Origin of the sequence: Veronia pacifica (genome assembly GCF_001707825.1) — a bacterium.
GTDB classification, from domain to species: Bacteria; Pseudomonadota; Gammaproteobacteria; order Enterobacterales; family Vibrionaceae; genus Veronia; species Veronia pacifica.
Window position 1 is genome coordinate 1 of record NZ_LYBM01000072.1, and the last position, 13,122, is coordinate 13,122.

The window sequence follows — 13,122 nt, forward strand, 5'->3', positions numbered from 1 at the left end:
TGGACTAACACTCTATTGGATGAATCTACTAACTGTTATTTTTAATAAGATAAGGTTGGTGAGAAGTGGGAAAGTGCTCGCTAAAGTCAGCACACACGCTACTCACCATTAACTTTGAGTAACGTGGAAATTTTTAATTCTAAACCGAGACTATATGAACAGATTTTTTATCGATTAATCTGATTACTTGAGGTTATTTTTTTGAACTCTACCAAAAAACTAGAGATCTTATTTTTCATTTGATCTATACCATTTTCAATTTCACCCTCCATATAAATATCAATTTAATCAATAAATTATTAGATGTTCAATTCTCTTCAATCTACTTATTACTTTATCCTCACCACGTGAAGCGATGAAAAATATATCAATAATGAGAATTTATTTTCATAGATGGTAATTAAAAAATTTAGCCACATTTTAATGGAATCTTTGTCTATAACTATAACTGAAAGCCATATGACATGACGTCAATAAGCAAAATTAAAAACGTAGAAATGAGTTCTACTTGTTATTTAGCCGCCATTTTCAAACGACTTTATGGTAGCAAGGTCGTTTGAGTCATGGCGGCAAAAATAGGGGATTTTTCATGACAATTACAGCGGCAAAATCAGCGGGCACTGGATACCATTGCCATTACTATCACTACCACTGTTACTGCCCACCGGCACATTGCCACACTCATCCGGGCACCGCTATAAACGAGATGAACGGCGGTGGTAAGCCCCACGACTGCGTTGAAAAGCCAGATAATGGTGGGGGTAAGCCGGATGGAGGAGGTTTATTGGGTGGAATAGGTGACTTCTTCAAAAAAATTAAGGATACAATTGGTGGTGTGTTCAATTTCATTGGTGGTGTTAAGGACACGATCGGTGGAGTTGTAAACGGTATAAAAGGTTTTTTCAAAGACCCACTTGGATCTATCGTTAATCTTATCGGTGGGTTATTCAAGAAATAGTAATCAATTATGTTACCCAAAAAGCTGCTCGACGAGCGGCTTTTTTTATTTCTCTTAAAAATTATGGTTCCATGTAAAACGTCTCAATATTTAGAAATAGACGATTAACGAAAAAAAATACGTAAACTTGTCCTATAAATACCCCTATGTACATTAGCAATAATTAATATAAAAAACTCATTTCATAATGTACTAAAACTCTATTTTATGCTTGCAATATAAGGGGGATTTTATGATTGTAACTACTGTCGGCCTGGGTTCCACTTCATCAAAAACATATCAGGATAAACCCATACAACATTCCAGCACATTAGCAAAAAAAAGTGCTGCGGAAACGATGAAAGAAATGCACAGCGGTAAAACATGGTCAAAACACGAGAAACATGATTGTCCGACACAACCTTCTTCACCGGCTAAACCGGGCCTCAGTGATCTCATCAACGGCATATTCAGTTTTTTTGCGAATATTCCCGGCGTTATAGGCAGCATATTTACCAAAATTAAAAACACAATAGGGAGCATAGTTAACGGCATCGGTAGTTTTATCAGCGGTATCAAAGAAACCATTGGCAATATCGCAGGCGGGATTGGCAACGGTATTTCTGGCTTTATCGGCGGCATTAAAGAGACCGTCGGCAATGTGGTCAACGGTATCGGGAGCTTCTTCAGCGGTATCAAAGAAACCATTGGCAATATCGCAGGTGGGATTGGCAACGGTATTTCTGGCTTTATCGGCGGGATTAAAGACACCATCGGCAACCTAATCAACGGTATTGGTGGTTTTGTTTCTGCTGTTTCCGGAAAGCTAAAAGAGGTATTTGCTGGAATTGTAGATTTTATAAAATCTATTTTTAACGTGACCAACCAACCGCCATCTCACGAATGTTGATAATATAATTTAAAAAAACCGGATTAAATCCGGTTTTTTAAGCTCAGGTTATGCGCTAACTTAAAAAGGGATACTGAGTAAAGCCTCCCATTCCAGAACCTGATACTAATGGATAGGATGTAATTGGTGGTTGCGGAAAGAAATATGCTGGAGGTGGGCAGGTTCCATAAATAGGGTAATTAAAAGATGGCACCTGATAGCCATTACCATTGCACACTCCGGAGTTGGGTTTTTTCCCGCATCCGAAGGCATCACCAATTTTCTCCAACGCCTTCTTACCAATATCAATAATGGCTTCCTTACCAAAATCAATCACTTCATTCATTACAGGCTTCAGCATTTGAACGGCAATTGAACCGATTCCAGCACCGCCACCAGCGGCAACACTTGCCACACCAGTAAGCGCTGAGCCACCACCCAGAATTGCACCCGCCGCTCCCGGGCTACACATTGCCAATGCTGCAGCTGCACCTACTGTTGTCGCCGCTCCACCAAGTGCACTCACGGCCCCTGCTGCTGCTCCCGCTGAATTTACCGCCGCTCCTATGTTCATAGCATTCTCCTAACGTATTTACTCTAAAATTGACTTAAAAAATAAGAAGCGAACATTGCGCTTCTTACATGACCATATAAATGTATGAGACCATTAATATGAAAACAATATATTAAGCCTCACGTTTAATATGTGGAAAAATACGAGAGTTAGTTCCAGATTTATTAGCAATTTTTATTTAAACAGATAATAAAGATTAACAAAAAATAAAATTAATCTATTAAAAACAGCAATTTGAATTGAGAAAAAATCGTCTCATTTAGGTGGTGTTTATTGAGTGGGTTTTTGATTCTTCATTTATAATTACAACTCAAAATACCTAAACCACACGCAGTATGAAATTAGTTTTATATTAAAATTTTGAAATAATCTTTTTTAATCGTATGAGTTGAAAAAGTCGTGTAGTGTAATAAATAACTGCATTTTTCCGTTCTACGATAAAAGTAAGATTGGCGTAACCAGAAAGAACGTTGATGAAAACTCTGCTCTTCTTAGACACTGGTAACTCAACCATACTCTTCAATTTCCACCCACGCTTTGGGGTTTATTAGGCATACCGCTTACCAATAAATATTACTGATCGTGCTATTACTCCTATCTGCCAGTTCGGAGCGCTATCAAATTTCGGGAGATAAATGACGTTATCAATGGATACAAATGTCTACTTTTATATACTTAATTGATACCACTCGAACAAAAAACAATAATCACACAACCGATAAATCTATTTATTTTCAATAAAATAATATGAATCCGCTTGTACTGCAGACACTCAAATGCATACAAAGCAATACATTTATATTGAAGATAAGGAAATAGCGTGAAAAAAGGTAACGGTTTTACGCTCAGCGCGATTGCCGGTGGGATCACATATGGTCTTTTAATGGCATCCCAGGCGCAAGCTGCTGAGTCAATCACTCTCAACCATGTTGATCTCGATAATAAGGGCAACGTCAGTCTCTTTTCATCGACAACCCCTCAGTCAAAAATTGCCAATGCTCTCGGGCTACCAGCAGATGTCGGCTTCACCGTGAAAAGGACAATGAAAGACGCGAGGGGAAACACTCATACCCGGATGCAACAAACCTTTCAAGGGATACCGGTGTGGAACGGTGAAGCAATTTTGCACGGTACAGCACAAAAGAATACGTTGACGGGTAAGGTTTATACAGGGTTTAGTCAATCAAGACATCTTATGCGCTTAACATCGGCACAGAATGTCTCGCAAGAGGTTGAACGTTTCCTAAACCAAAAGTACGGTGAAACGGGACGAAAACTCATTGATCTTAGGGCCAAAATGTATGTCTTTGTTGACGAAAATGGCAAAGATCAACTGGTTTATCATGTCGACTTAATCACCGAAACCACACCGGGTACGCCATCCCGTCCAATGCTATTGCTTAATGCATCTGACTTGAGTGTCGTCAAATACTGGGAAGGTTTGGCGCACAGTGAAGAACATCAACACGATCATCAGGAAAACGCTGGACATGAGCACCATAGACATGACCAACATGGACATGATCATCAGCAGCTAAGTGCTTGGGCGCAACTTCTGGCCAAAGGCCCCGGCGGTAATACTAAGACCGGACGTTACGTGTATGGCGAAGACTATGAGTCACTGACTATTACCCGAGAGGGAGAGACCTGTTACTTAGAAAGTCCAAACGTACGTACCGTCGATATGGAACATAAGTACGACCTTTCCAAAGATGACGCCTTTTCTTTCTCATGTCTCGATGGTGAAGAGCCTATTAACAACCAGCGTGAAGTCAATGAGGCCTATTCTCCACTGAACGACGCATTCTACTTCGGTAACGTCAGCTTCAACATGTACAAAGACTGGTATGACACCAGCCCACTGCCCTTCCAGTTAATGATGAAAGTCCACTTTGGCGAAGACTTTGAAAATGCCTTCTGGAATGGTCGCTTCATGACATTTGGCGACGGCAAAGACTACTTCTATCCGCTCGTTGATATCAACGTTGCCACCCACGAGGTGAGCCATGGATTTACCGAATTTAACTCAGGGCTGATTTACGCCAATGAATCCGGCGGCATGAACGAGGCATTTTCAGATATCTCAGCCGAAGGTAGCGAATTTTACTGGAAAGGCGATGTGGATTGGATTGTCGGCGCTGACATATTCAAGGCTGAGGGTGGACTTCGCTACTTTGAAGATCCCACTGAGGATGGCCGATCCATTGGACACTATGACGACTATTACGATGGTATGAATGTCCACTTCTCCAGCGGTATCTTCAACCGCGCATACTACCTGCTCGCAAATAGCTCGGGTTGGGACCCGAGGAAAGCCCTTGATGTCTATGTGTTGGCAAATCAGGCTTACTGGACAGCCGACTCCACCTTTGAAGAAGGTGCATGTGGCGTTATTTCTTCAGCCTACGATCTCGGCTATGACTGGCAGGTTGTTTTCAAATCATTCTTGGAAGTAGGTGTTGTATGTACCAACACCGGAGTAGATACAGATTACGACGGATTGGATGACGGTTACGAAATCAAACACGGATTTAATCCTTTCAACAGTAACGATGCACAAAAGGATTTCGATAACGATGGTCTGTCAAACCTTGCTGAAGCCGGTATCAATACAGACCCTAAAAATGCTGACTCAGACAGAGATGAGCTAACTGACGGTGACGAAGATAAATTGGGTTATAACCTGTTGTCATCAGATTCAGATTCCGACGGTATTGATGACCATTTTGAAAATGAAATGGGGCTCAATCCGCTAGATAGCTCGGACGCACTCCTTGATGCAGACAACGATGGTGTTATCAACCTTACAGAGTATCAGGGCGGATCTGATCTGTTTGATGATATGTCTATCCCGGCATTGGGAAGAGGTTTCCTGTTTGATTTTGAAGAGGGCGCAGTGCCGGAAGAATGGGGAGCAGCTGCAGGACCAAAGGTCTTTGAGATCACCGGTGAAAATACGATAGGCAACTTCTCTGTTGTGTCTCAAGAGATTGATCACAACAGCACGGTATTCAACTATATCGTGCTCAATGGACAAGGCGGCATGTTGAGCTTCGATGTGAAAACCAGTACCGAAGAGGGCTATGACTTCTTCGAGCTGGCGGTGGATGGTGACATACTTTACCGCGCATCCGGTGAAAAAGACTATCATCGCGTTGAAGTGAATGTGCCTGAAGGCAGTGGAGTTGTCACTTTTAGTTACACCAAAGATGGCGGCGCTATTGGTGGTGAAGACAAAGTATGGCTGGACAATATTCAACTCGAAACTGGCTATGTCGATACAGATAATGATGGTATGGATGACCGCTGGGAGCGCGTGAATGGCTTGAACAGCAGTGATCCATCCGATGCATGTTAGATAACGACAATGATTCACTGACTAACCTCCGGGAGTTTGAATTACAAACTGACCCTGAAGCGACAGACACAGATGGCGATACCTTGACTGATGCACAAGAAGCCAATGTGTTAAAAACCAAGCCGCATCTTTCCGATTCTGATAATGACGGCATAAATGATGCTGCCGAACTGGAATACGGCATGGATCCGCTGTTACCCAGTGATGGAGCAGAAGACTATGATGGAGACGGATTCTCGGTAGCTACGGAACACCGGGAAGGTTCAGACCCATTCGATGCAGACAGCAAACCTGAGAATGTATTACGTGACTATCGTCATACCTTCAATGGTCAGAAACCTGTTTTTGATAGCAAGTACTGGTCAACAGGCGATGACGCAGAGTGGCAGGTCGTCTCATTGAGAGGTCGTAACAAGGTTCTCCGTAGCGGCACGATTGGTAACAAACAATCGACAAGGGTGACCTTCAGCGGATTGTTTGATGCGGGTACGTTCTCGTTTGATGTCATGTTAGACACAGAGACTGAGCGCGATGTCGCTACATTGTTACTGAATGGTGACCTGGTCGCTGAGAGTAGCGGTGAGGAAAATACTCGTCTCGAACTAGATCTGCCGCAAGGTGAGCATGTTATTGACGTGATTTATACCAAAAATACCAGCCGCTCCAGCGCCACAGATAGCATTGCGATTGATAATGTTGAGTTCAAAGCTCATGATTTGTGCGATGCACCGCGCTGGCAAAAATACGACGTTTATGTTGCTGGCGATAAAGTAAAACAGGGCGGGTACTTGTACGAGGCTAAATGGTGGAACCTACTGCAAAAACCGTCTCAGCATTCAGGTCAATATCGTGTTTGGACTAAGCTGGGTCAATGTTAATTCGCACGCGAGCGAAAAACCTGTGCTGATGACCACTTTTGCTTACTAAGAATGGTGCCAATCAGTACTCGCGCAGCATGGGTTAACATTCGAAAGAACAACGAACCCTGTGAAAGTAAAAAGGCTGGTAGATACCAGCCTTTTTTGTCTCCCAAAGCGTTAATTTATGTTACGTATTTGGTTGAGAATTAATACATTCAACTCATAAAGCAATCGGCGAATATTACATAATGCCAGATGAAATTTTTGCCACCGAAGACACACTCGGCAATCTGTAAGATTCGTATTTGGTCTTCGAGAAGAAAATATAGTTCTAAATGAAGGAGCCCGACGAGAGAAAGCCGGGCTATGAAAAGCCGTGTTTTTATCAAAAATCGTATTTAACTGTCACCGACCAATTACGTTTGGCTTCGGTAAGGTCTTGGTCTTCCGACGTTTGACCACGAACATTATCCCAGTTGTAATATTCCTCGTCGGTGAGGTTAAACACGCCTGCGCGAAGCGTCAAATTGTCAATTGGCCTGTAATACGCGGTCAAATCCAATACAGTTGAGCTTGAGATAGGCCTAATATTATCGCCATTGATATGTTTTTTCTTCTTTTTCGCAGTGTATTTCAGTTTTAGTGAGCTCCCCCAGTTATCAACAGAGTCATAGTTGACACCAGCGACTAGGTTCAAAGGGTTGACGCTGTTTAACGGGTCGTCATTGCCATCTTTACCTTTCGCATACGCAGCAGCAACACGGGTGCTTACGCCTTCAACTGGCAACACATCATCCCAAGAAAACTGACTTGATAACTCAACGCCCTTGATTTTAGCTTTACCAATGTTTACCGATTGATAAATGGTAGGATCACGCACCGGAACACCAGACCCTGATACAACCTTTCTCTCAATAAAGTTTTTGTAATCACTCTGGAAAAGTGCAATTTCGCTACTCGATTGCTCGGTGTTATGACGCCAACCTATTTCATAGGATGTACTCTTTTCTGCCTTCAGATTAGCGTTGGGCATAAATAAGTATCCACGGGTTGGGTTACCAAATGAATAGTAAAGCTCCTTGAAGTCTGGCGCACGGAAGCCCTGACTAAATTGCGCGAACAAACGATGACTTTCATTAATTTTAAAGATTGTTCCCAATCGTCCAGTTAGCGCTGAATCTGAAAACGTCTTAAAGTCTTCCTGAGGAATTAAGCTGGTATTTTGACTGGCATCTCCGGGTTTCGTCTTAAATTTGTCAAAACGAAGCCCCGGGGTAAGGATGAAATTACCAACAGAAATTTCGTCTTGTAGGAAGACACTTTGGACACTCTCGCTGGCTGAAGGTATATAGAAAATTACTTTGTCCGCAGAGGCTGAGTTGAACTCATTATTAATATTTTCAATATCTTTGTCGGAAAAAGAAACACCATAAATAATAAAGTGATCAGCTGACCCCGTTGTCAGTTCTTTATCAAACTGCGCATCAAACTGATAGCCTTTATCAGTGTATGTATACAACTTACGCTGCTGATTACTCCTTATCGTCTCAGTACGGGAAGTGAGATTAGTTTCGTCTTTATCCAGCCAATCTACTTTCCACGAGAGTGTATCCGCAACAGATGATTGAATATCCCAAATGTGCCTAATACCGACTTGATACTGCTCTGTCTCGTCACTTCAAACTACATCAATGTAGTTAACAAAACCGTAATTGGCGTTAGGCAATGTTGTTTGGGCATCTTTTTTGAGGTAATTTCCTGAAAACTCAATGCGGTGTTCATCGTTCAACTGATAATTCAGTTTTACCAGCACGTTATTTGTTTCGCTATCCTGTGGCTCAGGCTCACCAAAATTACGAAGCTCTTTTCCATCTCTTCGAGTAAACGCAACCAAACTCTCCAAATTACCAAACTGGTTGGCTAACGCGACAGTTTCGCTAAACGTTTTATCTTTTGATGAATAATTAAACTTTGCGAGACCAGCGATTTCTCGATTTTTAAGAATATCTGCTGGAGTTTTTGTCTCAAACGCCACAATACCGCCAATGGCATTTGAGCCTTGTAATGAAGACGCAGCGCCTTTCACTACTTGAACCGACTTTATAAGGTCCAGATCAATTTCGACACGCGAAGAATTAATAAATTGGGCACCCGATTCAAATTCGTTACCTTGCGCGACACCATCAACCAGTACTTTTATCCGGTTACCATCAATACCGCGAATATTAATACTCTTCACGCCTTGCCGCGAGTTGGTTTCGACAGACACACCAGGTGTATATTCAAAAAGATCATCGAGATCCGTCACCATATTCTGTTCGATCTCTTCGTCGTCTAGCACCGCCACAGATGCCGCAGTATCTTCGAGTTGGCTGTTGGTTCGTGTTGCCGTAACTACGACCTCTTCAAGGGTTTTTGTCTCATCGGCAATGACACTGGGTGCAATAGCCAAGAGAATTGAAGCTGATAAAACTGATTTTCTAAACATGTTTCTTACCGCCTTTAATCCATGTTGAGCAGGAAAAAGTCATCCATGTTGAGCTAAAAACAGTTCAATCGTATATAATGCGAATGATAATTACTATTATTCGCATTTGGCATAATAAAAAGGTATTTAATTCTGAAATTAATATTTCCCCTTTTATTTCAATACTTAAAATAAAAACAATGATGATTATTTATTCGTTCTAAAATACTTAAAATCTTAATATTAAGATAACGATTTATGAATAAAGTGATTTGGGCGCAATCCTTGTTACATGTTCGCAGGTAATGCCCCTAAATTAACTGTGGTGGCGATGGCCTCAGCCAAAGACTGGTGTCCACATTTTTTTGGCGATCAATTCAACGAATTTTCAGGTTGGTTGGAAATAAGATAGAAACGCGGACGACTCCGTGTTTTTATCAGTAAGATAGGCAGTGCGAATCAGGTGTAAACTACAACCTTGCCTCTCACCAATACTCAATGGGTTTTTAGCGAACCTAATCCTCTATGCAAAGGGAGTTTTGCATGTTAACCCGCGAGAGCTTGCCTTCTTCTCTCCACTTTTTTCCTATAAACACGCATATCTTCAATCAATAACAGCATTTTTTATTACTCACTCCTTAATCGCGATGTATCTCAAAGCTATCATCTGTCTGATTGCTTTCCACTTGGGATATGAAATGCTGAACGCTGACGTCGTTGTACCTTTGCCCATATACGCAAAAGCGTCTGCCCCACTCGACTCGCATATTTCAAAGAGTTAAAGGAAGGAAAGGACGCTATGAGCGAAAAACTTCTGTTTGCGCGATCATTTGGCTTGCATCAGGGCTGGCTTTTGGGAAGCTTCAACCTAATGCTTCCCATCTTACCTGTTTGGTTGATGAGCTGGGGTCTCACCCCATCAGAAATGGCCATGGGGTATGTCACTATGGGTGCCATGGTTGTGATCACAGAAGTACCATTTGGGATACTGGCCGATAAGATTGGCCAACTGACAGTGTACATTCTCGGTATTATTCTTGTTAAGGCAGCAATACTGGTATGGTTGCTTTCCCCTAACCTGATTGGCTGTGTCGTAGGTTTTGCCCTCTGGGGAATTGGTTTAGCGATGAACTCAGGTACGCTGGGAGCCTGGTTCGTTGAAGCCTTCAGGAAAAAGGAAGGAACAGAGCCCTTACAACCGGGCTTTGCAAAAATGGGGCAATATTGTAGCTGCCTTTCAGCAGGTACAGCATTGTTTGCAGCGGCTGTCACTGGCTTCTGGCTGCTCTTCCCACAATGGTCGTTACCGTTAGAAAGTCTGGTTACGCTATCTTTAATCAGTCTCCTTTTTCATGCGGTATTTACCGTAATTTGGCTAAGAGGAAAAGTCAGCGATGAAGTCATCAATCAGGAACCTCAACCTCTCAATGATTCAGATTCATTTGGTCAACTAGCCCGGCATCCTGTTATTTGGCGATTATTGATTCTGGCGACGTTACTGACACCTATGTTCGGCGCGGTCGAAAAATTCTGGCCTGTCATGTTCGAGCCACTGCTACAAAACGATTGGCCAGATATCAGCTTAACCTCTGATGTCGCCTGGGTGTTCTTCTTATCCTTTTCGATAGTCTCTTTCGGTAATTCAGTGGCTCATCCATTGATGACCCGCCTTTGCAACAAGCTAGACAGACAACTTGGTAAAGCTGTTTACATTGTTTATGTCATTCAATGTCTCTCGTTAATTGCTATGGCATTTGCACCCAACTGGTGGTGCTTCTTACCTGCATGGTTAGCATTCTATGTCGGTTTCTCGGTCAAAATGAGTGCAGAGGGCGAACTATTTAATGATTGTATCCCGGATGACAAACGGGCCAGCATGATGTCACTCCATTCCCTCTTCACCAGACTTGGCGGCATTGGCGGCTCAATCACTATTGGCGTAGGCACCTTGTATTTATCTATTAATTCGGTATTTATTCTACTGGCAGGCTTTAGTTTATTTGCCGTTCACCTCTATCTCGATCGCCAACTCAACCGAATCGCCCAACCAACAGAAGAGGTTGCCATCTGAACATCGAATATTAAATCCGTAGCAGTTTTTGTGGAGTGACTGGCAAGTAAAAGCAGATGGAAAAATTCAACTGTGGAATAGTTAGCCAGCCCTGCATTTTTGTCTGAAACAGTGCCTAAATAGGTCGTTCTAATTTTGACACTAGCGGAATACCGCCTCATGGCGAGGTGTTGATTTGTTGCAAAGCCCTTCCTTTGGAATGACTCTGCAACTGGACAGCTAAGCATACCTTCAATACGACCAATCAAAAGCGCTTACGTCAAAGGTTCAGTTTTCAAATTTTTTTATAGAGCATCTATTATGCGGTTTGTTTCAATATCACCCAGAGCTCTTCAACTATTTGTGTCTTACATCTGCTTACACTGAAGAAAACATATTCATTACTATCAATAATATGTATCACTTTCCCGCCCCAGAACTGAGCTTCTGGTTGACCCGTAAACTTTAAATTAATACTCAATATTAATCAGCTGTTTGTAATATACACAACCAAAAAACCGAAATGAAAATATCATTCCTCAAGCTTAAAAAATTGACCTTAAGTAATTTTCATTCAGGCATAAAGTTTAGCTCTTGCTTTGTTAGCATGATTTTGGACCGAATTGAGTTAGAAGGGTGAGCGTTTGGTGCGCCAGATGTATTAGGCAAAGTAAGGGTAACATAAGCCTTATTGAATGGGCTTTTGGTTAGCGCGAAGGCCATATCCTCTTGTTATGTCAAGGCAAACAAGCGGTCCATATAATCGCGATCATAATCTAGTAGTGAGCTGTTTTGTTCATGATAGATAGACTCCAAAGGTTTCTTGCTATCTGCAACTATATCCATCCCGCGATCATCATAGATATGGAGTGTTAAACCTTTAGTGCAATTTATAAGGAAGAGTTGCCCATGGAGAGAAGGTCCTCTACAACCAAAATCACTATTGATTAATGCCAAGATAACTTCGTCTTCGTTAAGGTCCTGAGTGTAAACGTCTGAGATTGTTACTCTCTTTATACAGTAGCGTTTGTATTCTAGGTCATCACGATAAATGTCTCGATGTTCGCTAAACACTATTGGCTTTCCGGATAACTTACAGAATAATTTGAAAAAGTAGTCGCTTTTCTTAATTTTCTGCCGACCATCCGAGAGAATTTGATAGCAGACTTTAATCTCGTCATTTTGGGAGAAAGCTGACCTATAAATACTCGCTGCGCGATTAGAAGCGACCCTGAAGTACTCTTCGTTTATGTTTTCTCGTTTACTATCTGCCCATACGCTTATATCTGTAGGACCAAGCTCAAATCGTAATGCAAATTTATTTTTATAAAACAACGGTTTTTCTAACTTCATAGAAAGCATGGTTTGCGACATCTCATCAGAAGAATGTAACGCTTGCCATGAACGGCGAGCGATTTTTTGCGAGTCCAGCGCCGGTAGGGCGCGATGTTTGATGGCTTTATTATATGCCTAATAGGTCCGTGTCTTGCCATACATCTTCGTAAGCCTCGGCTAGTAGAAATCTATAACCGGGAGGTAATGCTAAGTACGGCTCGGCTTGAGGAAGATACTCATTGATATGACTTACATGCAAAGGCTTAAAGAAATCCGGATCATCAGTCATCTCTTCGCCGCACCAAAGGTACCAGCCACATGTGCCATTCTCGGCTTCATGCCTTAAACCATTAATCGGGAATTTTCCTATAGTTTGAATGGCGATACCCAATTTTTCGCTCTCATCGCAGGGTATATATTCCGCATCAAATTTTGAGCAAATCTCTCGCTGATTACTCATAAACTACCTTTAGCTTATAACGTCAAGCTAGGCGCGCAGCTTTGCTGCGCCCATGCTTAAGCGCCTTGTTAAATGCTTACTCCATGACTTGTTCATAGAATATTACGTCAAGTTCACCTGAAAGTTCGTTGCCGCTTTCATCCGTGATTTTATATATTTCTTGAGTGACCTGCTCCCCAAAAACTAGTCCAA

The 13,122-nt window shown here is 42.1% G+C and carries 8 protein-coding genes and 1 pseudogene; 5 read left to right on the top strand and 4 right to left on the bottom strand.

Annotated features, from left to right (window positions below; translation table 11 throughout):
- The first annotated feature begins 589 nt into the window (after positions 1 to 589).
- Both A8L45_RS22355 and A8L45_RS22360 read left to right on the top strand, forming a co-directional pair.
- Positions 590 to 958 (top strand): hypothetical protein, encoded by a 369-nt coding sequence (locus A8L45_RS22355; protein WP_139122458.1) that lies wholly within the window; start codon positions 590 to 592, stop codon positions 956 to 958.
- A 232-nt stretch (positions 959 to 1,190) separates the two neighbouring features.
- Complete coding sequence (locus A8L45_RS22360) at positions 1,191 to 1,847, top strand: hypothetical protein (RefSeq protein WP_068905567.1); 657 nt, start codon at positions 1,191 to 1,193, stop codon at positions 1,845 to 1,847.
- 55 nt (positions 1,848 to 1,902) lie between these two features.
- Here the strand turns inward: A8L45_RS22360 and A8L45_RS22365 are convergent, their stop codons facing one another.
- A complete protein-coding gene (locus A8L45_RS22365) occupies positions 1,903 to 2,400 on the bottom strand; it encodes a hypothetical protein (protein WP_068905568.1) in 498 nt (165 codons plus the stop codon).
- An 820-nt stretch (positions 2,401 to 3,220) separates the two neighbouring features.
- Between A8L45_RS22365 and A8L45_RS25105 the strand changes: the two genes are divergently transcribed.
- Both A8L45_RS25105 and A8L45_RS22375 read left to right on the top strand, forming a co-directional pair.
- Entirely contained in the window at positions 3,221 to 5,758 is a 2,538-nt protein-coding gene (locus A8L45_RS25105; protein ID WP_068905569.1) for a M4 family metallopeptidase, read from the top strand.
- The gene (locus A8L45_RS22375; RefSeq protein ID WP_068905570.1) at positions 5,752 to 6,636 is read left to right on the top strand and encodes a hypothetical protein; all 885 of its coding nucleotides are present in this window, start codon (positions 5,752 to 5,754) and stop codon (positions 6,634 to 6,636) included. Before A8L45_RS25105 ends, A8L45_RS22375 begins: the two co-directional genes overlap by 7 nt.
- Before the next feature lie 367 nt (positions 6,637 to 7,003).
- Here the strand turns inward: A8L45_RS22375 and A8L45_RS22380 are convergent.
- Positions 7,004 to 9,106: pseudogene (locus A8L45_RS22380) on the bottom strand (TonB-dependent hemoglobin/transferrin/lactoferrin family receptor).
- Positions 9,107 to 9,884: 778 nt separating this feature from the next.
- Between A8L45_RS22380 and A8L45_RS22385 the strand changes: the two are divergent.
- On the top strand, positions 9,885 to 11,156 hold the full coding sequence (locus tag A8L45_RS22385) for an MFS transporter (RefSeq protein ID WP_068905571.1): 1,272 nt from the start codon (positions 9,885 to 9,887) through the stop codon (positions 11,154 to 11,156).
- Between the two features lie 711 nt (positions 11,157 to 11,867).
- Here the strand turns inward: A8L45_RS22385 and A8L45_RS22390 are convergent.
- Together A8L45_RS22390 and A8L45_RS22395 are read right to left on the bottom strand one after the other, a co-directional pair.
- Positions 11,868 to 12,509, bottom strand: coding sequence for a DUF3885 domain-containing protein (locus A8L45_RS22390; RefSeq protein ID WP_432416295.1), 642 nt, complete (start codon positions 12,507 to 12,509; stop codon positions 11,868 to 11,870).
- Positions 12,510 to 12,597: 88 nt separating this feature from the next.
- Complete coding sequence (locus A8L45_RS22395) at positions 12,598 to 12,930, bottom strand: immunity protein Imm33 domain-containing protein (RefSeq protein ID WP_068905573.1); 333 nt, start codon at positions 12,928 to 12,930, stop codon at positions 12,598 to 12,600.
- Between the last annotated feature and the right edge of the window lie 192 nt (positions 12,931 to 13,122).